Genomic DNA, 24,184 nt, shown 5'->3' on the forward strand with positions numbered 1-24,184 from the left:
TTAGTAAGAAAGCGCGAATTATACGTAAAATTGCTGTGAAGGCAATCGTTTGCGATAGCGAGTTGAAAAGAAAGTGCGGTCAAAAAAGATGATGATTTTCGGGGATTATGCAGCATTTGCACAAAATATCGTAGAGGGCGTTAGGCGAAGTCGTAACGCACCGTAATGGATTGATTTATTGATAATTAATAGAAAGGTGCGTTATGCCTACGGCTAACACACCTACCCCAAGAAATATCAGAAATAAAATTCTCTTTGTTTAACTAATACATAATACCGATGATTTTGACCGCTCTTTGAATTTAAAAAAGATCTACATCCAGAAAATATATGCAATAGTTGCAATGACAAACATACAGGTTACATCGATATATTTACCTACGCGGATCATATCCGAATGCTTTACATTACCGGTTGCATACACAATGGCATTCGGCGGTGTCCCCACCGGCATCATAAATGCGCAAGATGCGCCAAGACCAATCGTGAGCGCGAAACCTAATGGCGGCATATTTAAGGCGTGTGCGATAGAAATAAAAATCGGCACAAGGAGAGCGGCACTTGCCGTATTTGAAGTAAATTCCGTTAGAATCACAATAAATGCGGCAACAATTAATGCCATCACATAGTAGTGACCGCCTTCAATAATAAACACGATCCCCTCAGCCATAATTTTACTTGCGCCCGAGCTTTCTAATACGGCACTTAATGTTAAGCCGCCGCCGAATAGGAATAATACGCCCCATTCCGTGTTTTCTTGGATTTCTTTCCAGCTGGCGATACCGGTTACGCAAATGGCTATTGCTGCGGTTAGGGCGACCATGCTGTCAAAGCTACCGATAATGGTAGGCAATCCTAATAGCGTTGAGATAAACGGATTGATATAACCGCCGAAAACCCATAAAAATGCCGTAATAAAGAAAATGATGAGGGTGAGGAAGCGTTTTTTATTCATTTTGATTTTGGCGAATTGTGCATCAAAATGTAAATTTAATTTTGGTTTGAAAATAATATAGAGCCAGCCGATAACAAGTGGAAATAGGAGAGTCATCACCGGAGTGCCGTATTTCAACCAAGCGGCAAAATCTAAGTGTAACTGAGAGGCAGCAATGGCATTTGGCGGGCTACCTACCAGTGTTCCCATACCTCCGATGGTAGCACTATAAGCAATACCAAGTAACACAAAAATATAGGTATTACGCTCTTTGTTTCGATCAAGCTGGCTTAAGATGGTCATCGAAAGCGGAATCATCATAGCGGCGGTTGCCGTGTTACTCATCCACATTGAAAGAAATGCCGTGGCGAGGAAAAGATAAAGTACCGCCAGAAATAAACGACCTTTCGCCAATTGCATAATTTTATTGGCAATCATTTGATCGATTTTTTGTATATTCAGGGCTGTCGCAATGGCAAAACCACCAAAGAAGAGAAATATTGTCGGATCTGCAAATGCAACTAAGGCTTGGCGACTGTTCACTAATCCGAGTAGCACGGACAAAATAGGAACAAAAAGTGCGGTGATCGTTACGTTTACCGCTTCTGTTAGCCACAAAATCGCAACAAAAGCGAGCAATGCTAAACCTTTATTGGCAGCCGGTTCAAAAGGGAGTGTTGCAAGTAAAATGAAGAAAAGCACCGCATCGGCAATAAAGATAATGGTGTTTTTACTCATTACATCACGGTTTGGCGATTTCATCGTAACCGGTGTTTGTTGCATAAATATTCCTTAATGCTCATTGATAAGACGGCGGATTATAGCATAGGGAAGATTTTCAGAAATGGAAAAGCGACGAAGAATTGATTCGTATCAAAAGAGTAAGCGATCAAAAAAACACAAGGATTTTTCGATATTATGTAGCACTTGCACAAATATTGCTAAATAACGATTTTGTAGGGTGGGCAAATTTTTGCCCACCAATTCCAAACCGTGAATTTCAATGGTGGGCAACAAGTTGCACCACCCTACTTTTCACTTTGTGGGCTAATACATAATGCTGGAATTTTTGACCGCACTTTTTCGTATTATCCCCAAGTTACACTTGTGAATGCATCATAAGTTGCCCAAATAAATAGCAAGGCAATGATAAATAAAATGATTTTTTCCCAACGGGTTAGATTAAATTTTCCGCCTTGATATTGATAGCGGGAGTAAAGGAAAAGCGCGATTCCCGGCACATATAACAACGCGGAAAGTAACAAATAATCTAACCCTGCGGCATATAAAATCCACAAACCGTAAACCGAAGCCATAAAGCCGGTAAGTTTGATATACCAAGCCGCTTTTTGTTGTACGGCAAGTTTGAATAAATAAGCCCCGATGAGGAAGTAAGGTACTAAGATCATTGAGGTGGAAATAAGCAATAAAGCGTTATAGCTTTTCCCTGTGAGCAATACCAAAACTAAACAAAATTGCACCACAAAACCGGTAAACCAAAGGGAATTTATCGGTGTCCCGTTTTTATTGAGTTTGTTGAAAATTTGGGGGAAGGCACCGTTTTTTGCGCCGCGATAAGGCACTTCGGTAGAAAACATCGTCCAACTGATGTATGAGGCAAGTACGGAGACAATTAAACAGGCTGTAATAATGACTTTACCACTGCCTCCGATCATCGCTTCTAATAACCCTGCCATAGACGGATTGGACATTGCGGCGATGGTCTCACGGGGTAAAATCCCCAAAGAAAGAACAGTGATTGCGATATAGAGTGTCAACGCGATTAAAATGCCTAATACTGTGGCAAGCCCCACATCCGAGCGTTTTTTAGCATGTGCCGATAATACCGCCGCACCTTCCACACCGGTAAATACCCAAAGGGTAATCAACATCGTATTTTTTACCTGATCCGTCACGCCATTGTTTAATGACGTGGCTTTTACATCGTGATTAAAGGTTTCGGGATTGAAATACCATAACGCAAGCAAGATGAATAGCACGAGAGGAAATACTTTCACAAAAGTCGCAATAAGATTGACCGTGGCGGCTTCTTTTACGCCTTTGGCAATTAAAATATGCACAAGCCATACGATAACCGAAGAGCCGATAAAAGAGTAAAAAGTATTTCCCTGCCCAAAAATGACAGCACTTTCACTGTCCGTAAACATTCCTAAGCCTTCAAAAGCAACCACCAGATAGCCTACGATACCGATGGTTGCGCACAACCAATATCCCCAAGCCGACATAAACCCCATTAGTTCGCCAAAGCCTTCACGTGCGTAAGTATAAATGCCGCCGTCTAATTCAGGACGTAATCGAGAAATAAAAAAGAAAGATAGACCAAGAAAAATAATGCCTATGCCGGTAATGCCCCAACCGATAATTAAAGCTTCGGAACCTGCAACTTCCGCCATATTTTGTGGCAAGCTGAAGATACCGGACCCAATCATAGAGCTTAATACTAATGCCGTTAGCGATAGTAAGCCGATTTTTTTGTGTGACATAATTAATGCTTTCCTGAAAATTGATTAAATTTAATTCATTGTAATTCACTACAAAATTTCTTTTATGCGTTGTTGTAGCGCCGGTACGACCTCTTGTTCAAACCACGGGTTTTTCTTTAACCACATTTGATTACGTGGGGAAGGATGGACGAGAGGTAAAAAGTGCGGTAGAAATTTGCGATAATTTTTTACCGTATCCGTTACATTCAAGTTGTTGTGCGGTAAATAATATTTTTGTGCGTATTGCCCGATTAAAATCGTGAGTTCAACATTAGGCAAGTTGGCGAGAATTTGCGGATGCCATTTTTCGGCAAAGCCTTTACGTGGCGGTAGATCACCTGATTTCCCTTTTCCCGGATAGTAAAAATCCATCGGAATAACGGCGAGGGATTCGGAATGATAGAACGTCTCACGATCAATCCCAAGCCATTCACGTAAACGATCACCGCTTTTATCGTTCCAATAAAGACGGGTTTGTTCCGCTTTTAAACCGGGAGCTTGCCCGACAATGTTGATCCGTGCGGTGGTTGGGGCGGCAAAAAGCGGTTTAATACCACGGGAAGTGAAAGACGCATTTTCAGGGGCAGAGATGATTGCTGCGGTGATTTCTTCTAATGTTTGCATCGTTTTCTCATTATCTGTTTTAGGGTAGCCAATATTGATTATTTATTTAAATTTTTCTGCCAAAGTCTGAATATGCTCCGGCCCGATTCCACAGCAACCGCCTATAATAGTCGCGCCGTTTTCCAGCCATTTTTCAGCCCACACGAGGTATTGTTGCGGATTGAGATCGTCACGAATTTCATCTAATCCGTCATTTGCCGTTGCGTCTTTAGGCTGAGGAGGGAAAGCATTGGCGTAAGCGCCGATACGGATTTCTGTCGCTTGATTTATTTTCAAGATTTCCAGTGTAACCCTCAGTGCTTGTTGAATGACTTCGGGTTGGCAGCAGTTAAATAAAATGGCTTCCACGCCTAATTCAATCATTTTTTCTACCGCACTTTGCACTGTTTCACCGGAACGTAAGCGGGGAATATCCGTTGGTTCATCATCTTCAAGCGTGAAAGAAACCCATAGCGGGCGATGATCTTTGGGTAATAAGGGTTTAATGGCTTGCGGTTCGGTTGCCGAGCTTTGGGTTTCGCACAACCAGAAATCCACATAAGGAGAAAGCCCTTTAATAATAGGTTGGGCGACTTCTTTCACACGTTTTGGTTCATATAAATCAAAACGATAAGAGCCGAACAGAGGAGGAATAGAGCCTGCGATTTTTACATCGGAAACACGGCTATTTTTGACCGCACTTTTCGCCAAGCGACCGGCAAGATCTGCAAGCATTTTGCCATCGGCTTGAAAGCGTTGATCGCCAATGTGAAAGGGAACGACGGCATAACTGTTGGTGGTAATTACGCGTGCGCCACTTTTAATAAAATCTTCATGCACTTGTTGAACGGCGGTCGGTTTTTGATACAGGGCGAGGGCAGACCATTCCGGCTGTTGAAAAGGTGCTTTACGGCGTGCCAGTTCACGCCCCATGCCGCCGTCTAAAATAGTGATGTTTGACATATTCTCTTTCTCTTATTTAAAAAATACCGCACTAAAAAGTGCGGTCGGTTTTGGTCATGTTTTTACACATTGAAACGGAAGTGCATTACATCGCCGTCTTGCACGATATAATCTTTCCCTTCTAAACGCCACTTACCCGCTTCTTTTGCACCGTTTTCGCCTTTAAATTGAATGAAATCATCATAAGCGATCACTTCGGCGCGGATAAAACCTTTTTCGAAGTCAGTATGAATAACGGCAGCGGCTTTCGGTGCGGTTGCACCAACGGAAACCGTCCACGCGCGGACTTCTTTTACACCGGCGGTAAAGTAAGTTTGCAGGTTTAATAGAGCATAACCTGCACGAATGACACGGTTTAGCCCCGGTTCGTCAATACCTAAATCCTGTAAAAACTCGGTTTTTTCTTCATCGTCTAATTCTGCGATTTCCGCTTCAATGGCGGCACAAACAGGGACAACCACAGAACCCTCTTTTTCGGCAAATTCACGCACTTTATCAAGGTATGGATTGTTTTCAAAGCCGTCTTCATTCACATTGGCGATATACATTGTCGGTTTAAGGGTTAGGAAGTTATAGCTTTTAATCGCCAACAATTCTTCTTTATCAAGTGGGACTGAGCGGATCATTCCTGCTTCTGAAAGTACCGGCAGAATTTTTTCCATAACGGAAAGCTCGAATTTTGCCTCTTTATCACCGCCTTTAGCACGTTTTTGTAAGCGTTGGATTGCACGTTCGCAGCTATCTAAGTCAGCAAGCGCCAGTTCGGTATTGATCGTTTCAATGTCGCTTAAAGGATCGATTTTTCCTGCAACGTGTACGATATCATCATTCTCAAAACAACGTACAACATGACCGATAGCATCCGTTTCACGGATATTGGCGAGAAATTTATTTCCCAAGCCTTCGCCTTTGCTCGCCCCTGCAACCAATCCTGCAATATCTACAAATTCCATTGTGGTTGGCAATACGCGTTCCGGTTTTATGATTTCAGCCAAAGCATCTAAACGCGGATCAGGCATTGGCACTACGCCGGTATTGGGTTCGATAGTACAGAACGGATAGTTTGCCGCCTCAATGCCGGCTTTGGTGAGTGCGTTAAAGAGGGTGGATTTACCTACATTCGGCAAACCTACGATACCACATTTGAATCCCATAATTTTTCCTTAATTATTTTGAATAAAACGGTCGTAAGCATGACCGCACTTTTAAATTTTAAAACCGTTTAAACGATTGGTGGCTTTGACCATCCCGTCTTTGAAAATTAATTCTACGCAATTGGCTGCTTCATCTAAGGCTTTCTCAAGCGCTTCGCGATCAGTCGGGGAAGGTTTGTTTAACACATAACCTGCCACCAAATCACGATGTCCGGGATGACCGATACCTAAGCGTAAGCGGTAGAAATTGTTATTATTGCCGAGTTGCGCCACAATATCTTTCAAGCCGTTATGCCCACCATGTCCGCCGCCTTGTTTGAGCTTTGCCGTGCCGGGCGGTAAATCCAACTCATCGTGAATCACCAGAATTTCTTCCGGCTTAATGCGATAAAATCCGGCTAATGCCGCCACCGATTTACCGCTTAAATTCATAAATGTTGTCGGTACGAGCAAACGTACTTCGTTACCGTTTATTAAAGTGCGGGCGGTTTTGCCGAAGAATTTATTTTCAGGGGTTAATGAAACATTAAAACGGCGCGCTAAACGCTCGATCAACCATTCTCCGGCATTATGACGCGTTTCCGCATATTTATCGCCGGGATTGCCTAAGCCTACGATGAGTTTAATTTTTGACATAGTGCATAATGATGTTAAAAATAGTGGCGCATTGTAGCGAAAAAGCGATAAATTCTCAATCTATAACGCCAAAACCAATACACCGGATAAAATCAATAAACTTCCTATCACTAATTTCAAACTTAACGGCTCGCCTAAAATGACAACCCCTAAAATAATGGCGATAACAACGCTGAGTTTATCAATGGGAGCAACCCAAGAGGCCGGGGCGAGTTGCAGCGCACGATAATAACAAAGCCAGGATAATCCCGTGGCTATGCCCGATAAAATCAAAAAGGTAAAGGGTTTTGCGGCGATATGTTGAGGCAGTTGCCATTCGTTTCGGGCGGAAAGAATGCCCGCGGTAACCAATAAAATCACGATAGTGCGAATAAATGTAGCAAGATTACTGTTCATTCCTTCCACGCCGAGTTTACCTAAAATTGCCGTAAGACCTGCGAAAAAGGCCGAGCCTATGGCGAAAAGTACCCAATTCATTATGTTTCCTTATTTTTAAATTTAATTCACTATCGTTAAAACTCACGGTATTTTTCGCTATAATAGCCCAAATTTTGGGTATGAAGAAATTATGATGAATCAGATTAATATTCAAATCGCCTACGCTCTACCGGAACGCTATTATTTGAAATCTTTCAAAGTAGATGAAGGCACAATGGTGCAAACGGCAATTCTACAATCGGGCATTTTGCAACAATTTATAGACATTGATCTGCGGGAAAATAAGGTGGGGATCTTCAGCCGTCCGGCAAAATTAACCGATGTATTAAAAGAGGGCGATCGCATTGAAATTTATCGTCCGTTACTGGCTGATCCGAAAGAAATTCGCCGTAAGCGTGCGGCAGAACAAGCCGCCAAAGAAAAAGGAGAGAAAAAATGACCGCACTTTCGCATACCGATTTTTGTTTACCCGAACACATTACACCTGAAATTTTTTTGCGTGATTATTGGCAGAAAAAGCCACTGATTATTCGTAATGGCTTACCGGAAATTGTCGGGCAATTTGAACCTCAAGATATTATTGAGTTGGCGCAAAATGAGGAAGTTACCGCACGTTTAGTGAAAACTTACGGGGAAGATGATTGGAAAGTATTTTTCAGCCCTTTAACGGAAAAAGATTTTCAGAAATTGCCGGAAAAATGGTCGGTGCTTGTTCAAAATATGGAGCAATGGTCGCCGGAGTTAGGGCTACTTTGGAATAAATTCGGCTTTATTCCTCAGTGGCAGCGGGACGATATTATGGTGTCTTACGCACCGAAAGGCGGTTCGGTGGGTAAACATTATGACGAATATGATGTTTTTCTTGTGCAAGGCTACGGCCAACGCCGCTGGCAGTTAGGTAAATGGTGTGATCCAAGCACGGAATTTAAACCGAATCAGCCGATCCGAATTTTTGATGAGATGGGGGAATTGGTTATTGATGAGGTGATGAATCCGGGCGATATTCTTTATATCCCAGCCCGAATGGCGCATTACGGCGTGGCGGAAAATGATTGCCTGACTTTCTCTTTCGGCTTACGTTATCCGAATCTGAACCAGTTAATTGAGGGTATTGGTAAAGGTTTTTGCCATCAAGATCCTGATTTAAATTTAAGCGAATTTGATTTTCCGCTTCGTTTGACTCAGTCGGAGCAACGAACCGGTAAACTTGCCGATGAAAATATCCGTGCAATGAAACAACAATTACTGGATAAACTTGCGCATTCCGAAGCTTTTGACCTGCTCTTTAAACAAGCGGTAGCGAGTGCAGTGAGTTCACGCCGATATGAATTATTGGTGCCTGACGAAATAAGTGATCCTGATGAAGTACGGTCGATTTTAGAAGAAGGCGCATGGCTTGCTCAAGATAGCAACTGCAAATTGCTTTACACTGAAAATCCCCTCCGAATTTATGCCAACGGCGAATGGTTGGATGAATTGAATCTTATTGAAACGGAGGCGCTAAAACGTTTAGCTGACGGCGAGGCGTTGGATTGGGCATTTTTAACCGATTTAGTCAGTGGTGCAGAAGATCCTGAAACGGTGATGGCGTTGTTGCTAGACTCCATCTGCAACTGGCTTGATGATGGTTGGGTGATCATGGACTGATAATAAAATAATGGACTGATTTCCCTTTACTAACGACACTCTGCCCTAATCTCGGAGATAAAATTCTCTTTGTGCAAGTGATACATAATACCGTTTAATCGTAACTCATTATGTCAGAAAATATTTATTCCGTTTCTCAACTCAATAATGCAGCCCGCCAAATCTTAGAGGGACATTTCTCACAGATTTGGCTGAGCGGTGAGATTTCTAATTTCACACAACCTGTTTCGGGGCATTGGTATCTTACTTTAAAAGATGAAAATGCACAGGTGCGCTGCGCTATGTTCCGTATGAAAAATTTGCGTGTGGCGTTTCGTCCGCAAAATGGAATGCAAGTGCTGGTTCGTACCAATGTGAGTTTGTACGAACCACGTGGAGACTATCAATTAATTATTGAATCAATGCACCCTGCCGGTGAAGGTTTATTACAGCAGCAATTCGAAACATTGAAAATAAAGCTTGCGGCAGAGGGATTATTTGCACAAAATCTCAAGAAAAAGTTACCGCACTTTAGTAAAGCCGTGGGTATTGTTACCTCCTCAACCGGTGCGGCATTACAAGATATTTTACATATTTTGGCACGTCGCGATCCTAGTCTGAAAGTGGTGATTTATCCTACGGCAGTGCAAGGCAGAGAAGCGGCGGAGGAAATCGTGCGGATGATTGAATTGGCAAATACACGGCAGGAAGTCGATGTGCTTATCGTTGGACGCGGTGGTGGATCACTGGAAGATCTTTGGTGTTTTAACGAAGAAGAGGTGGCGCGTGCGATTTTTCGTTCCGTGTTACCGATTATCAGTGCCGTTGGGCATGAAACGGATGTAACCATTGCCGATTTTGTTGCGGATCTTCGTGCGCCAACGCCGTCTGCCGCTGCGGAATTGGTCAGTCGAAATCAAGATGAACTGTTACAACAATTGAACTATCAACAGCAACGTTTAGCGATGGCATTTGATCGCTTATTTACACAAAAAAATCAGCGATTAAAACAACTGACTTTACGTTTACAAAATCAACATCCGCAAAATCAGTTGCATATTCAATGGGAAAGAAATGAACATCTTGTTCAACGTTTACACTTTGCCGTACAACGTCAGTTTGAAAAAACACAGCAAAAATTAACCGCACTTTCCGTTCGATTACGACAAAATCCGCTACCTTATGGTATTCAACGCCACCAACAACAGTTGGAACAACTTAAAGTGCGGTTAAATTTCAGTACAAATCGTCAAGTAACCGAACGCCAAAATAAATTGGCGGCTTTATGCGGAAAACTCGATGGATTAAGTCCATTGAAGGTAATGGCTCGCGGTTATTCCATTGCGGAAAATGCGGAGGGAAAAGCAATCACAAGCGTGAAAGATATACGACAGGGAGAGTTGCTTACCACAAAAGTAGCGGATGGAAATATTGTGAGTAGAGTGGTGTAAGGTTAAGTGATAATAAAATGGCGATATGACATCTCTCCAAAATAGAAATAATACTCTTTTATGAGGAAATCACGCCACCATCAAAAATCTTGATTTTATTGGTATTGTTTCAACTTCACCGAATAAGCGTTAGCCGGCTTTCCCTAAATTTTGACTGGTAAGAATATAGATAAGTCTGTACAATAGCCGACCGTTTTTATTGGATAAATTGATAATTGTAGAAAGATGACGCAGAAATTACATATTAAAACTTGGGGCTGCCAGATGAATGAATATGATTCATCAAAAATGGCGGATTTATTATTAAGCACCCATGGGCTTGAATTGACGGAAACAGCGGAAGAAGCGGATGTGTTGTTGTTGAATACCTGCTCTATTCGTGAAAAGGCGCAAGAAAAAGTGTTCCACCAATTGGGACGTTGGAAAGAATTAAAGCAAAATAATCCGAATTTAGTGATTGGTGTGGGCGGTTGTGTGGCATCACAGGAGGGCGAACATATTCGTCGCCGTGCGCCTTATGTCGATATTATTTTTGGACCGCAAACCTTACACCGTTTGCCGGAAATGATTAATCAAATCCGTGGCGGTAAAAGTGCTGTGGTGGATATCAGTTTCCCTGAAATTGAAAAATTCGACCGCTTACCGGAGCCTCGTGCCGAGGGACCGACCGCATTTGTTTCGATTATGGAAGGTTGTAACAAGTATTGTACTTTCTGTGTTGTGCCTTATACCCGAGGTGAAGAAGTAAGCCGCCCGGTGGATGATGTGTTATTTGAGATCGCACAACTTGCCGAACAAGGTGTGCGGGAAGTCAATTTACTTGGTCAAAATGTAAATGCCTACCGTGGCCCGACCTATGACGGACAAATTTGTAGTTTTGCCGAATTACTTCGTTTAGTGGCATCAATTGATGGTATTGATCGTTTACGTTTCACCACCAGTCATCCGATTGAATTTACCGATGATATTATCGATGTATATCGTGATACGCCGGAATTAGTCAGTTTCTTACATTTACCGGTGCAAGCGGGTTCCGACCGTATTCTTACGATGATGAAGCGAGGGCATACCGCGTTGGAATATAAATCGATTATTCGTAAATTACGTGCCGCCCGTCCTGATATTCAAATTAGCTCTGATTTTATCGTGGGTTTTCCGGGGGAAACCGCAGAAGATTTCGAGCAAACGATGAATTTAATTGCTCAAGTAAATTTTGATATGAGCTTCAGTTTTGTTTATTCGGCGCGTCCCGGCACACCGGCGGCAGATATGCCGGATGACGTCACGGAAGAAGAGAAAAAACAACGTCTATATGTGTTGCAAGAACGAATCAACCAACAAGCGGCACAATTCAGTCGTCGTATGTTAGGTACGGAACAACGCGTGTTGGTAGAGGGGCCGTCTAAAAAAGATCTGATGGAATTAACCGGTAGAACGGAAACGAACCGTATTGTGAATTTCCAAGGTTCGCCGGAAATGATAGGTAAATTTGTGGATGTGAAAATCACGGATGTGTACACGAACTCCCTACGTGGAGAAGTGGTGCGTACCGAAGATGAAATGGGATTGCGTATTGCACAATCACCGCAGGAAGTGATGAAGCGAACAAGAAAAGAAGACGAATTAGGTGTAGGACGCTACCACGGGTAATGCAATGAATAGGCAGGCTTTATCACCTGCCTTTATTTTCGCCCTTACTTTTTTCTCGCCAATAAGTCGCAAAACGTGGCTTGCCGGAACCTGTTAATCCACGATATTTATAAGTAATGCTTGAGCCGATTGGCGGCGGGTTTTCACGCTCATTAAAATTAAAACCTGAACCGATCCTAAATTCGCCTCGTTCGTTTTTACAGGTTAATGAACCCATGACATTTTCAAATTGTCCTTTGCCTTTGTGATGTGCGATGACCGTACATTCTTCATCATGGGCGGTTTTAAGTTTGAGTATTTGCGAGCTTCGTTTTCGTTCATAAGACGCATTCGGATTTCTTACTATAACCCCTTCACCTTGTCTGTTTTCTACTTCAGTCAAAAATTCATATAAATGGGATTTATCTCGCACGGGAATTTGTTCGATAATTTGAATATAAGGTGTGGGGTGTTCGGCCAAATAGGTTTTTAATAGGTTTAAACGGTCAAATAAATTGCCTTCTGCATCAGGCACATCAAAAACATAAAGTTTGAGTTTTTCCCAACGTTCGCCTTTGAAAGACTTTGTAATAGAGGTGATTTCTTCAAAGTGATTACGTTCGCTAAAAAGTTCGCCGTCTATGGCAAAGGGAGGAAAATCTTTAATAAAATAAGCGGGAGGAGAAAGCCTTTGGTTTTGCCGAGTTAAAAGCTGTTTGCCATCCCAATATCCTCGTACACCGTCTAATTTTTCAGACATTACCCAGCCTTCAATGGGTTGGTTATCATAATTTTTTAGTAGCATCAGATCAACATTGGCATAAGAACTTAGGCTGATAAATAAAATAAAGATGGCACGTAGTAATTTCATCATATTTCTCCGAATAAAAATTATGGAGAGCCTAGAAAAGAGCGGTCAATTTTCAAAGTGTTTTGGACTAATTTTGTGAGCGAGATCGCAAAAAATGATGATTGGAATGTTGAAAGTCTAGAATTTGTATTATCACTAGATAAAGCATGTTATCTACTATACAATGTTGCGAGACTTTCTCATTTTTAAAAGGAGCAAAAATGTACTTGGATCAAATCAAAGCCGAGCTTGTTGAAGCACAAGATGTATTAAATAAATTTATTTCAGATGAAAATAACATTAAATTAATTCAACAAGCAGCATTGCTAATTTCAGAGAGTTTTAAACAAGGGGGCAAAGTGCTTTCCTGTGGAAATGGAGGATCCCATTGCGATGCGATGCATTTTGCGGAAGAATTGACCGGACGTTATCGTGAAAATCGCCCCGGTTATCCGGCAATTGCGATTTCTGATGTAAGTCATTTAAGTTGCGTGAGTAATGATTTTGGCTATGATTATGTGTTTTCACGTTATGTCGAAGCCGTAGGACAAAAAGGTGATGTATTATTCGGTTTATCTACTTCTGGCAATTCTAAAAACGTATTGAATGCGATTGAAACGGCAAAAGCAAAAGGAATGAAAGTGATTGCGATGACCGGTAAAGACGGCGGAAAAATGGCAGGTTCAGCGGACGTTGAAATTCGTGTACCACATTTTCGTTATGCAGATCGTATTCAAGAAATTCACATTAAGGTGATTCATATTTTAATGATGTTAATTGAGTTTGAAATGGCAAAAAACGCATAAAGAGCGGTCATTTCTAACCAAATTTTGGAAAATCCCAAAAGTTTTTGGGATTTTTTATTTTTTACGCTTGCATAATTATGCATAAAAACATAATATTTCTTCAGTTTGTAAGATAAGAGAATGAAAATGGCTATTCGTGTTAAAAATTTGAATTTTTTCTATGGGTCTTCCCAAGCATTATTTGATATCAATTTAGAGGCTGAGGAAGGGGATACCGTTGTGTTGCTTGGCCCGAGCGGAGCAGGTAAAAGTACGTTAATTCGCACGTTAAATTTATTGGAAGTCCCGACTTCCGGTGAATTAAGTATTGCTAATAATGAATTTGATTTATCTAAAGCAACAACAAACCCGAAGGCGATTCGCCAGTTACGCCAAGATGTGGGAATGGTGTTTCAACAATATAATCTTTGGCCTCATCTGACAGTGATTGAAAATCTTATTGAAGCACCAATGAAAGTATTGGATATAAACGAAACGACAGCGAAAAAAGAAGCGATGGAACTATTAAAACGCTTACGATTGGAAGAATATGCCGAGCGTTTCCCGTTGCATTTATCCGGCGGTCAGCAGCAGCGTGTAGCAATTGCCCGTGCATTAATGATGAAGCCGCAAGTGCTGTTATTTGATGAACCTACGGCGGCATTAGATCCGGAAATTACTGCTCAGGTTGTTGATATTATTAGAGAATTACAAGAAACCGGCATTACGCAGGTGATTGTAACCCACGAGGTGAATGTAGCTCAAAAAGTAGCAACTAAAGTGGTGTATATGGAACAAGGGAAGATTGTGGAAATGGGATCTGCCGACTGTTTTGAATATCCGAAAACCGAACAATTTAAACAATATCTTTCTCACTAAGGATTAAGGACATATTATGAAAAAACTACTTTTAAGCTCAGTATTATTAGGTTTTACCGCCGTAGCAAACGCCCAGGACATTACTTTTGCAATGGAGCCGAGTTATCCGCCTTTTGAATTTACTAATGAAAAAGGCGAGATCGTGGGTTTTGATGTGGATGTCGCCAAGGCAATTTGTAAAGAGATTGAAGCAAATTGTAAATTTAAAGGTGAATCTTTTGATTCATTAATTCCAAGTTTAAAGGCAAAACGCTTTGATGCGGCGATTTCGGCAATGGATATTACCGAAGCCCGTGCAAAACAAGTGTTGTTCTCTGATGCTTACTATGACAGCACTGCAAGTTATGTGGCATTAAAAGGCAAAGCGACTTTAGAGACGGCTAAGAATATCGGTGTGCAGAACGGCACGACTTTCCAACAATATACCGTAGCCGAAACGAAGCAATATACTCCTAAACCTTACGCCAGTTTACAAGATGCCATTTTGGATTTAAAAAACGGTCGTATCGATATCATTTTTGGTGATACTGCGGTGCTTGCGGATATGATTAATAAAGAACCGGAAATTCAATTTGTGGGTGAGAAAGTGACCAATAAAAAATATTTTGGTAACGGTTTGGGCATTGCAATGAATAAATCCCAAAAAGAGTTGGCTACAAGTTTAAATAAAGGTTTGGCTGCCATCAAAGCAAATGGTGAATATCAAAAAATCTATGATAAATGGATGACAAAATAATCTATGTTTGCTGATTTTCTTTCTTTAATGTTTTCTGCCGCCCTAATGACGTTAGGGCTTGCAGTTTGCTCTTTAATCATGGGGTTGCTATTTAGTATCGTATTTGCTGTGTTGGAAGCGAATCGCTTTGTGGGCAAACCTGTTGCCGTATTTGTCGCATTATTGCGCGGGTTACCTGAAATTTTAGTCGTGTTACTGGTGTACTTCGGTTCTACGGAAGCGGTAGAAATGCTTACCGGTGAATACATTGAGTTTAGTGCTTTTGGTTGCGGTGTTTTTGCGTTGTCGTTAATTTTTGCGGCTTATGCCTCACAAACATTACGCGGTGCGATTCAAGCGATTCCAAAAGGGCAATGGGAATCCGGTGCGGCTTTAGGATTGAGCAAAGGTTATACTTTTACACGCGTTATTATGCCGCAAGTTTGGCGTCATGCTTTACCCGGACTAAGTAATCAATGGCTGGTTTTGTTAAAAGATACGGCGTTGATTTCCCTTATCGGTGTGGAGGATCTAATGCGTCAGGCGCAGTTGATTAATACCAATACGCATCAGCCGTTTACTTGGTACGGTATTGCCGCATTAATTTATTTAGCCGTTACCTTGATTAGTCAAGCCGGTATTCGTCGTTTAGAACTGCGTTTTACTCGCTTTGAAAGAGGAGTGAAATAATGTTTCAAGAATATTTAACCGTGATTGCGCAAGGAATTCCGACCAGTTTATTACTTACGGTCGTTTCATTATTGATTGCTTTTTTCTTGGCACTATTTTTAACATTTTTGCTTTCAATGGAAAGTGTATGGGTGAAAAGTGCGGTCAATTTATATCTTACTTTATTTACCGGTACACCGTTACTTGTGCAATTTTTCCTGATTTATGCAGGCCCGGGGCAGTTTGAATGGGTAGTGAATAGCCCGTTTTGGCATATTTTATCGAATGCGTGGTTTTGTGCGGTACTTGCTTTAGCCTTAAACAGTGCGGCGTATTCTACCCAATTATTTCACGGTGCGGTAAAAGCAATTCCGAAAGGGCAATGGGAAGGTTGTGCGGCGCTCGGTTTAAGCCGTGTACAAACCTTAAAAATTTTGATTCCTTATGCATTGAAACGTGCTTTACCTTCTTACAGTAATGAAATTATCTTAGTGTTTAAAGGTACGGCTTTAGCCTCAACCATTACGATTATGGATATTATGGGCTATGCGCGTCAGCTTTATGGCACAGAATATGATGCGTTAACAATTTATGGCATTGCCGGCGGTATTTATTTAGTGATCACCGGAATTGCCACTTTATTATTGCGTAAGCTGGAAAATAAGGTGCTCGCTTTTGAGCGATTGGATATGAACAAGGCATAAAGTGCGGTCAAAATTTGTTTGGGTTGCGAAAGCAACCCATTTTTTATCCCTGAGTAATGTAAGCAAGTTAAATTTAAACTTGTCCATTGCATTGTTGCACCTTGCCATTCTGCTTGTATTGTCTTCGGCTTGCTTTTGTATCCGCATTTAAATTGAGTTCACTATACTTGCCACAGCAAGAAATAAAGCAAAAATACAAAGCCAAATTAATTGAAGTTTTGTACTTTTTCGATTTATTTCTGCATTATGTAAACGTCGCTCTTCTAATTTCTGTTTGTAGATTTCTAACTCCTCTTCTTTAAAAGAAAAGCCGCAGTTCGGGCAATGCACCGCGCGATTGCTAATTTTTTTACGGCATTCCGGACAACGGGTGAGTGCCATTTTTGATCCTCATTGAGTAAAGTTTTCATCGGCTCCTATTGTATTCAAAAATAGATATGTAGGAAATGTGATATTCATCACAAAATTGTGAAAATCATATAAATTAAATTTTTGGTTTATCGGAACTTAGCATAAAATAGCACGCCGCTTATTTTAGCGTGTTTTTTAGCAATACAAATTATTATTCCTGAGGTGCTTTATGTTGTGGTTTTTCTTCTGTGTAGCCATTTTGATTCTTGGTTACTTCATTTACGGAAAAATTATCGAAAAAATCTTTGTTATTAACCCTAAACGTCAAACACCGGCTTATCAGATCAATGATGGTGTGGATTATATGCCGATGTCCAAAACCAAAATTTGGTTAATTCAGCTCTTAAATATTGCAGGAACAGGACCGATTTTTGGTCCTATTCTCGGTGCGTTATACGGACCGGTTGCGATGCTTTGGATTGTGCTCGGTTGTATTTTTGCCGGTGCGGTGCACGACTATTTCTGCGGAATGTTAAGTATTCGCCATGGCGGTGCAACAATGCCTTACCTTGCCGGTAAATTTTTAGGTCGCCCGGTTAAAGTTTTCATTAATATCCTTGCATTAGTGCTTCTGTTATTGGTTGGCGTGGTATTCGTGGCCAGTCCCGCACAGTTAATGGGTACGATTACTATGGATGTGCTGGGCGCTTCTCAAGGTGCGTTACAACTTGGCGATGCAGAGGCTGTTCATCAAGCTGTTGAAGCCGGTGGTGTCAAAGTATGGGGGATGGATAAAGCGACTGTTGTTGCGGTATGGACTATTATTATCTTCGCTTACTACATTCTTGCGACATTGTTGCCGATTGATAAAATTATCGGTCGAATCTATCCGTTCTTTGGTGCGTTATTGCTCTTTATGTCTGTTGGTATGGTATATGGTTTGGTTTCTGCACATTTGCAGGTTGCGGATCCGATAGAGTTTTTCCGTACTATCAATACGGACGGTGAGGGCTTAACTTGGGCTAAATTTACGCAAAATTTCCAAGTTAAAGGTGATGTGCCTATTTGGCCATTGTTGTTCTTAACGATTTCTTGTGGGGCTTTATCCGGTTTCCATGCAACACAAACGCCATTAATGGCACGCTGTGCGGAAAATGAAAGTGAAGGTCGTTTTATTTTTTACGGTGCGATGATTACAGAAGGGGTTATCGCTTTAGTGTGGTGTATGGTGGGATTGGCATTTTATGAAAACCCACAAGCATTACAAGATGCGATTTCAGCCGGTTCTCCGTCTAAAGTGGTGTATGATAGCTCATTACACTTCTTAGGATTCATTGGTGGTATTTTCGCAGTGTTAGGTGTGGTTGTTCTTCCTATTACATCAGGTGATACGGCATTCCGGGCTGCACGCTTACAATTGGCGGAAATTTTCAATATTGATCAACGTTCGCTTTCAAAACGTTTGTTGATTGCCGTACCATTGTTTGTACTGGGTTATTTTGTTTCAACCATTGATTTTAGTATGTTATGGCGTTACTTCACTTGGGCGAATCAAATGACTGCAATGGTGATGTTATGGACTGCGGCGGCATATTTATATCGTTATCGTAAATTCCACTGGGTTGCCTCTATCCCTGCATGGTTTATTACAACGGTTTGTGCAACGTACTTATATTACAATAAAATCGGATTTAGCTTGGATTATCAGTTATCGGTATATTTAGGTTTCGCAACAACGATAATTTGTATTGTGTTATTCTTCACTTTATTAAAGCCCTTAGGTGATCGTGATGAAGAAGCTTATGTAAATACAACAAACGCATAATTCATTCAAAAATAATTAAACCGTTTAAGTGAAAACTTGAACGGTTTTTTGTTTCCTAAAATTTACCGAACTTTATATTGGAATAACTTGCAACTTTGTCTTACAACCGATAAACTAGCCTGAGGTGGTAAAAAGTGGTTTTTTGTGGTGATTTTTTCCAAAAATTTTAATTTTTAAAGGTGTTAAAACATAAAATGTTTCGTGGTGCAGCAGCGGTAAATTTAGATGCTAAGGGTCGGGTTGCGATTCCAACCCGCTATCGCGCTGAAATCATTGAAAAAAATCAAGGACAAATGGTTTGTACTGTTGATATTCGCCAGCCTTGTTTATTGCTTTATCCTTTAGATGAATGGGAAAAAATTGAGGAAAAACTTCTTTCACTTTCTAACTTTGATCCTAACCAACGCCGTTTGCAACGCGTAATGCTTGGTTATGCCACTGAATGTGAGATGGATGCGCAAGGGCGTATCTTATTAAGTGGTCCATTGCGCCAACACGCAAAATTAGAAAAAGGATTAATGTTGGTCGGACAATTAAATAAATTTGAAATTTGGAGCGATACCGAATGGAGCGCTCAAATTGATGAAGACATCGCGGTTGCGGCAACAGTCGAATTTGCGATGGATACGAATTTAAATATGCTGTCATTCTAATCTTAAAAATTAGAAAAAGAACAGCAGCACTAGCAGGATAAGCGGTGCTTGCACCGCATTATCTTTTCTCTTGGTTTATTTCTATTAACGATTATGATGATGCAAAATTCTTTTTCTTCTCCGAAACACATTACTGTTTTACTTGATGAAGCAGTGAACGGTTTGGTGCTGAAAGAGAACGGCATTTATATTGACGGTACTTTTGGGCGTGGTGGTCATTCCCGTCTCATTCTTTCAAAACTCTCCCCAAACGGTCGGTTAATCGCTATAGACCGTGATCCACTGGCAATTGCCGAAGCAAAAACAATTCAAGATCCCCGTTTTCAAATTGAACATAATAGTTTTTCCCATATTCCTGAAATTTGTGAAAATTTAGGTTTAGTAGGGAAGATTGATGGGATCTTGCTTGATCTCGGCGTGTCGTCTCCACAGCTTGACGAGGCCGAGCGAGGTTTTAGTTTTATGAAAGACGGGCCGCTTGATATGCGCATGGATACAACGCAGGGGGTTTCTGCTGAGGAATGGTTAAAACAAGTTTCGGTTGATGATTTGACTTGGGTACTAAAAACTTTTGGAGAAGAGCGTTTTGCTAAACGCATCGCAACGGCAATTGTAGAATACAATAAAAGTGCGGTCAAAAATGGCAAAGAATGTTTATCACGCACTGCACAATTGGCCGAACTGATTTCACAATCCGTACCTTTTAAAGATAAGCACAAACACCCTGCAACCAGAAGTTTCCAAGCAATTCGCATCTTTATTAATTCGGAGTTGGATGAATTGGAAAGCGTATTGAATGCCGCTTTGGATATGTTAGCTCCGGAAGGTCGTCTATCCATTATTAGTTTTCATTCTTTAGAAGACAGAATGGTAAAACATTTTATGAAGAAACAAAGTAAAGGTGAGGCGATTCCAAAGGGTTTGCCTTTACGTGAAGATCAAATTCAGCGGAATCAAAAGTTAAAAACTATTGGCAAAGCCATTCAACCGTCAGAAGCGGAAATACAAGCGAATCCTCGTTCAAGAAGTGCAGTGTTACGTATTGCGGAAAGAATAAGTTAAGGTGAAAAATGTTAGAGAATAGTGAACGTTATCCTTTACAACATCTTTTAGTTGAAGATTTATTTTCATCAAATAAATTAGTGACATTGCTGCTATTACTGATTTTAATTTCTGCCATGGCGACAATTTGGGTGACGCATCAAACCCGAGGATTGATTTCTGAAAATGGTCAGTTGGTATTACAGTACCAAGCGTTACAAGATGAATATCGTAATTTACAGTTGCAAGAGGCTACTGAAGGCGATAGCACAAGGGTAGAATCTATTGCGATCGGTACATTAAAAATGAAAAGAATAGATAGCGATCAAGAAGTCGTTATTTTGGAATAGGTTGAAAATAAATTGAGATAGAACAAATGGTTAGGTTCAATTCGTCAAAAAAATCAAATAAAGCGAAAAAGACGATTAGAAAACTTTCAACACCGGTTGCAGCAGTAAAACCGAATAAACCTAAAATGGTGTTTGAAAAGTGTTTCTTGCGTGGACGCTATATTATTGCCGCAAGTTTGATTTTCTTGGGCTTAGGGGCATTGGTAGCACGTGCGGCTTATGTTCAGTCCGTAAATTCGGATGTATTATCCGGTGAGGCGGATAAACGCTCATTGAGAAAAGACGAAATTCTTTCTGTTCGTGGTTCTATTTTAGATCGTAACGGCCAGTTATTATCGGTCAGTGTGCCGATGAGTGCCATTGTTGCGGATCCTAAACGTATTCTTAAAGAGGGAGCTTTAGATGATAAAGAACGTATTAAAGCGCTTGCCGAGGTACTGGATTTAAGCTATAGCGAACTTGTCAAAAAAATTGAGAAAAATCCAAAATCGGGTTTCTTGTATTTAGCGCGTCAAGTTGAAGCGGGTAAAGCGCAGTACGTGAAAGAACTCAAAATTAAGGGAATTAGTTTAGAAAACGAGCCTCGCCGTTTTTATCCTCGCGTGGAAGAAACTGCGCATTTGATCGGCTATACGGATATTGATGGGAACGGAATTGAAGGTATTGAGAAAAGCTTTAACACTATGTTGGTCGGAAGAGATGGTGCACGTTTAGTTCGTAAAGATAAACGCGGAAATGTTGTTGAGCATATTGCCGATCAGAAAAAATATGATGCTCAAGATGTGACTTTGAGTATTGATGAAAAATTGCAATCGATGGTGTATCGTGAAATTAAAAAAGCCGTAACGGAGAATAAAGCCGAATCAGGCACAGCGGTTCTTGTGGATATTCGTACCGGTGAAGTGTTGGCTATGGCGAATGCACCCTCTTATAACCCGAATAATCGTGTGGGGGTAAAAGCCGAATTAATGCGTAATCGAGCCATCACCGACGTATTCGAGCCGGGTTCTACGGTAAAACCTTTTGTCGTTTTGACCGCACTTCAACGTGGTGTCGCCAAACGTAATGAAATTATCAATACGGGTTCTTTCACCGTGAGCGGCAAAGAAATTATGGATGTTGCGCCGCGCCCGCAACAAACTTTAGATGAAATTTTGATTAACTCCAGTAACCGTGGGGTAAGCCGTCTTGCATTGCGGATGCCGCCGAGTGCGCTCATGGATACTTATCAAGCGGCGGGTTTAGGTCGTGCGACGGATCTCGGATTAGTCGGTGAACAAGCCGGTATCTTAAATGCAAACCGTAAACGCTGGGCGGATATTGATCGTGCAACGGTATCTTATGGTTATGGAATTACGGCAACACCGTTGCAAATGGCACGTGCTTATGCAACCTTGGGGAGTTTTGGGATTTATCGTCCGCTTTCCATTACTAAAGTGGATCCGCCGGTAATCGGTCAACGGGTATTCTCAGAAAAAACGACAAAAGAAATTGTGAATATATTGGAGAAAGTTGCAATCAAAAATAAACGGGCGATGGTTGAAGGCTATCGTGTAGGGGTGAAAACCGGTACGGCACGTAAAATCGAAAATGGTCGCTATGTAAATAAATATGTGGCTTTCACTGCGGGTGTTGCACCGATTAGTGATCCCCGTTATGCGCTTGTGATTTTGATTAATGATCCGAAAGCAGGACAATATTACGGTGGGGCAGTGTCCGCACCGGTATTTTCCAGCATTATGGGCTACGCACTACGGGCGAATGGTATTGCACCGGATGCCGAACCAACGGAAAAAACGGCAAGACGCACTGTGCGTATTACGCCGAATAAATTGAAACAAAATAAAACCGAACAGGTGAATTAAGGAAAAATGATGAAAAAATTACATACAATTGCCTTGAGCGATTGTTATGCTTCACGGCACTGTTGGCAAAGCCAACGTTCAAAATCTAAAGATTTTGTGACCGCACTTTTTAATTTACCTTCACTTCCTGCGGATCTTGAGATTAATGAATTGGTTCTTGATAGCCGTAAAGTGAAAGCCGGGGATCTTTTTATCGCCGTAAAAGGACATCAAATTGATGCGACAGGTTTTATTGAACAAGCGATTTTATCCGGAGCAAGTGCGGTTATTGCGGAAACGGATTTGGTCGATCAACATTTAAATGTAGAGTATCGACAGCAAAAACCGGTGATTCACTACCATAATTTGTCAGCCGACTTATCAAAAATTGCAGATAAATTTTATGATTCACCTTCTAAAAAGTTAACCCTTGTTGGTGTGACGGGGACAAATGGGAAAACGACGGTTTCTCAGCTACTTGCTCAATGGGTTCAACATTTAGGGCATAAATCCGCTGTGATGGGAACCATTGGAAATGGTTTATTCGGACTGATGAAGGAAGCGAAAAATACGACGGGATCGCCGATTGAAATCCAATCTACGCTTGCCGATTTTGTTCATAACGGCGCGGATTTTGCAGCGATTGAGGTTTCGTCTCACGGCTTAGTGCAGCATCGTATTGAATCTTTGGATTTCAAAGCGGCAATTTTTACGAATTTAAGCCGCGATCACTTGGATTACCACGGCACAATGGAAGCATATGCTCAAGCAAAAAAACGTTTTTTCTTTGAGCTAAATACCGGTTTACAAATTTTAAATGCGGATGATCCGATTGGTCAGCAATGGTTGGAAGCGCTACCAAATGGTATTGCCGTAAGCTGTAATGCAAATTTTCAACCGCATTCCGAAAGATGGATAAAAGCAATTTCAGTTCATTTCACCGATAAAGGTGCTATTATTCAGTTTGCGTCAAGCTGGGGAAATGGGGTGTTGAATAGTCCGTTGATCGGCGCATTTAACGTGAGTAATCTATTGTTGGTAGTTGCAACATTACTTGCATTAGGTTATCCGTTAGATAAATTAGTCAATAGTGTTTCACTACTAAAAGGAGTTAAAGGAAGAATGGACATTATAAAAGTAAATGGGAAACCTTCCGTTATTGTCGATTACGCACATACGCCGGATGCGTTGGAAAAAGCCCTTGTTGCAGCACGCGAGCATTGTAGCGGCAAACTATGGTGTGTTTTCGGCTGTGGTGGCGATCGAGATGCAGGTAAACGCCCGTTAATGGCAAAAGTGGCGGAACAATTTGCTGATATGATTATTGTTACCAAAGATAATCCGCGTACGGAAGATCCGGATAAAATTGAATCTGATATTGTTGCCGGTTTTAGCAATATGGATAAAGTGGGATTAATTCCTGATCGTGACGAAGCGATTGGATTTGCGATCAAAGGTGCGTCAGAAGGTGATGTGATTCTAATTGCAGGGAAAGGTCACGAAGAGTATCAGATTACCGGTGATAAAACCCAGTATTTTTCCGACTTCGTCACTGCGGAATTATATCTGGAACAATAAAC

At 41.2% G+C, this 24,184-nt stretch carries 24 protein-coding genes; 15 read left to right on the plus strand and 9 right to left on the minus strand.

Annotated features, from left to right (window positions below):
- Positions 1–313: 313 nt before the first annotated feature.
- The 7 genes from IHV77_RS09495 to IHV77_RS09525 all read right to left on the minus strand — a co-directional run bounded on the left by IHV77_RS09495 (position 314) and on the right by IHV77_RS09525 (position 7,271).
- A complete protein-coding gene (locus IHV77_RS09495; protein ID WP_194813272.1) occupies positions 314–1,696 on the minus strand; it encodes a DASS family sodium-coupled anion symporter in 1,383 nt (460 codons plus the stop codon).
- 326 nt (positions 1,697–2,022) lie between these two features.
- A complete protein-coding gene (locus IHV77_RS09500) occupies positions 2,023–3,438 on the minus strand; it encodes a basic amino acid/polyamine antiporter (RefSeq protein ID WP_194811720.1) in 1,416 nt (471 codons plus the stop codon).
- Between the two features lie 48 nt (positions 3,439–3,486).
- On the minus strand, positions 3,487–4,062 hold the full coding sequence (locus IHV77_RS09505) for a uracil-DNA glycosylase family protein (RefSeq protein WP_194811721.1): 576 nt from the start codon (positions 4,060–4,062) through the stop codon (positions 3,487–3,489).
- A 42-nt stretch (positions 4,063–4,104) separates the two neighbouring features.
- The gene (locus tag IHV77_RS09510) at positions 4,105–5,004 is read right to left on the minus strand and encodes a homocysteine S-methyltransferase family protein (protein WP_194811722.1); all 900 of its coding nucleotides are present in this window, start codon (positions 5,002–5,004) and stop codon (positions 4,105–4,107) included.
- Positions 5,005–5,066: 62 nt separating this feature from the next.
- The gene (gene ychF, locus IHV77_RS09515) at positions 5,067–6,158 is read right to left on the minus strand and encodes a redox-regulated ATPase YchF (protein WP_194811723.1); all 1,092 of its coding nucleotides are present in this window, start codon (positions 6,156–6,158) and stop codon (positions 5,067–5,069) included.
- A gap of 51 nt (positions 6,159–6,209) precedes the next feature.
- Positions 6,210–6,794 (minus strand): aminoacyl-tRNA hydrolase, encoded by a 585-nt coding sequence (gene pth, locus IHV77_RS09520; protein ID WP_194811724.1) that lies wholly within the window; start codon positions 6,792–6,794, stop codon positions 6,210–6,212.
- Positions 6,795–6,854: 60 nt separating this feature from the next.
- Positions 6,855–7,271 (minus strand): EamA family transporter, encoded by a 417-nt coding sequence (locus IHV77_RS09525; RefSeq protein ID WP_194811725.1) that lies wholly within the window; start codon positions 7,269–7,271, stop codon positions 6,855–6,857.
- A 94-nt stretch (positions 7,272–7,365) separates the two neighbouring features.
- Here IHV77_RS09525 and IHV77_RS09530 point away from each other — a divergent pair, with 94 nt between their 5' ends.
- The 4 genes from IHV77_RS09530 (at position 7,366) to miaB (ending at position 11,959) form a co-directional block, all read left to right on the plus strand.
- Positions 7,366–7,671, plus strand: coding sequence for an RnfH family protein (locus tag IHV77_RS09530; protein WP_194813273.1), 306 nt, complete (start codon positions 7,366–7,368; stop codon positions 7,669–7,671).
- Positions 7,668–8,879, plus strand: a complete 1,212-nt coding sequence (locus tag IHV77_RS09535; protein ID WP_194811726.1) for a ribosomal protein uL16 3-hydroxylase — start codon at positions 7,668–7,670, stop codon at positions 8,877–8,879. Before IHV77_RS09530 ends, IHV77_RS09535 begins: the two co-directional genes overlap by 4 nt.
- 110 nt (positions 8,880–8,989) lie before the next feature.
- Positions 8,990–10,309: an exodeoxyribonuclease VII large subunit gene (xseA, locus tag IHV77_RS09540; protein WP_194811727.1), complete on the plus strand. Its 1,320-nt coding sequence runs from the start codon at positions 8,990–8,992 to the stop codon at positions 10,307–10,309.
- Positions 10,310–10,534: 225 nt separating this feature from the next.
- Positions 10,535–11,959: a tRNA (N6-isopentenyl adenosine(37)-C2)-methylthiotransferase MiaB gene (gene miaB, locus IHV77_RS09545; RefSeq protein ID WP_194811728.1), complete on the plus strand. Its 1,425-nt coding sequence runs from the start codon at positions 10,535–10,537 to the stop codon at positions 11,957–11,959.
- Positions 11,960–11,981: 22 nt separating this feature from the next.
- Here miaB and IHV77_RS09550 read toward each other — a convergent pair whose 3' ends face one another.
- Positions 11,982–12,809, minus strand: a complete 828-nt coding sequence (locus IHV77_RS09550) for a DNA ligase (protein ID WP_194813274.1) — start codon at positions 12,807–12,809, stop codon at positions 11,982–11,984.
- A gap of 200 nt (positions 12,810–13,009) precedes the next feature.
- Here IHV77_RS09550 and lpcA point away from each other — a divergent pair, with 200 nt between their 5' ends.
- The 5 genes from lpcA (at position 13,010) to artM (ending at position 16,540) form a co-directional block, all read left to right on the plus strand.
- Positions 13,010–13,594 carry a D-sedoheptulose 7-phosphate isomerase gene (gene lpcA / locus IHV77_RS09555; RefSeq protein WP_194811729.1) on the plus strand — a complete coding sequence of 195 codons (585 nt, stop codon included), beginning with the start codon at positions 13,010–13,012 and terminating at the stop codon, positions 13,592–13,594.
- Between the two features lie 126 nt (positions 13,595–13,720).
- A complete protein-coding gene (gene artP / locus IHV77_RS09560) occupies positions 13,721–14,452 on the plus strand; it encodes an arginine ABC transporter ATP-binding protein ArtP (protein ID WP_194811730.1) in 732 nt (243 codons plus the stop codon).
- 16 nt (positions 14,453–14,468) lie between these two features.
- A complete protein-coding gene (locus IHV77_RS09565) occupies positions 14,469–15,188 on the plus strand; it encodes a lysine/arginine/ornithine ABC transporter substrate-binding protein (protein ID WP_194811731.1) in 720 nt (239 codons plus the stop codon).
- 3 nt (positions 15,189–15,191) lie between these two features.
- On the plus strand, positions 15,192–15,857 hold the full coding sequence (gene artQ / locus IHV77_RS09570) for an arginine ABC transporter permease ArtQ (RefSeq protein WP_194811732.1): 666 nt from the start codon (positions 15,192–15,194) through the stop codon (positions 15,855–15,857).
- On the plus strand, positions 15,857–16,540 hold the full coding sequence (gene artM / locus IHV77_RS09575; protein WP_194811733.1) for an arginine ABC transporter permease ArtM: 684 nt from the start codon (positions 15,857–15,859) through the stop codon (positions 16,538–16,540). The genes artQ and artM overlap by 1 nt, the downstream gene beginning before the upstream one ends.
- 147 nt (positions 16,541–16,687) lie before the next feature.
- Here the strand turns inward: artM and IHV77_RS09580 are convergent, their stop codons facing one another.
- The gene (locus IHV77_RS09580) at positions 16,688–16,921 is read right to left on the minus strand and encodes a zinc ribbon domain-containing protein (RefSeq protein WP_194811734.1); all 234 of its coding nucleotides are present in this window, start codon (positions 16,919–16,921) and stop codon (positions 16,688–16,690) included.
- 199 nt (positions 16,922–17,120) lie between these two features.
- Between IHV77_RS09580 and IHV77_RS09585 the strand changes: the two genes are divergently transcribed.
- The 6 genes from IHV77_RS09585 (at position 17,121) to murE (ending at position 24,182) form a co-directional block, all read left to right on the plus strand.
- Positions 17,121–18,716: a carbon starvation CstA family protein gene (locus IHV77_RS09585; protein WP_194811735.1), complete on the plus strand. Its 1,596-nt coding sequence runs from the start codon at positions 17,121–17,123 to the stop codon at positions 18,714–18,716.
- A 194-nt stretch (positions 18,717–18,910) separates the two neighbouring features.
- Positions 18,911–19,369, plus strand: a complete 459-nt coding sequence (mraZ, locus tag IHV77_RS09590) for a division/cell wall cluster transcriptional repressor MraZ (protein WP_194811736.1) — start codon at positions 18,911–18,913, stop codon at positions 19,367–19,369.
- Between the two features lie 93 nt (positions 19,370–19,462).
- Complete coding sequence (gene rsmH / locus IHV77_RS09595) at positions 19,463–20,431, plus strand: 16S rRNA (cytosine(1402)-N(4))-methyltransferase RsmH (protein ID WP_194811737.1); 969 nt, start codon at positions 19,463–19,465, stop codon at positions 20,429–20,431.
- An 8-nt stretch (positions 20,432–20,439) separates the two neighbouring features.
- On the plus strand, positions 20,440–20,760 hold the full coding sequence (ftsL, locus tag IHV77_RS09600; protein WP_194811738.1) for a cell division protein FtsL: 321 nt from the start codon (positions 20,440–20,442) through the stop codon (positions 20,758–20,760).
- A 26-nt stretch (positions 20,761–20,786) separates the two neighbouring features.
- A complete protein-coding gene (locus IHV77_RS09605) occupies positions 20,787–22,625 on the plus strand; it encodes a penicillin-binding transpeptidase domain-containing protein (RefSeq protein ID WP_194811739.1) in 1,839 nt (612 codons plus the stop codon).
- Positions 22,626–22,634: 9 nt separating this feature from the next.
- Positions 22,635–24,182, plus strand: a complete 1,548-nt coding sequence (gene murE / locus IHV77_RS09610; protein ID WP_194811740.1) for a UDP-N-acetylmuramoyl-L-alanyl-D-glutamate--2,6-diaminopimelate ligase — start codon at positions 22,635–22,637, stop codon at positions 24,180–24,182.
- Positions 24,183–24,184: the final 2 nt, after the last annotated feature.

Source organism: Rodentibacter haemolyticus (assembly GCF_015356115.1).
GTDB lineage: Bacteria > Pseudomonadota > Gammaproteobacteria > Enterobacterales > Pasteurellaceae > Rodentibacter > Rodentibacter haemolyticus.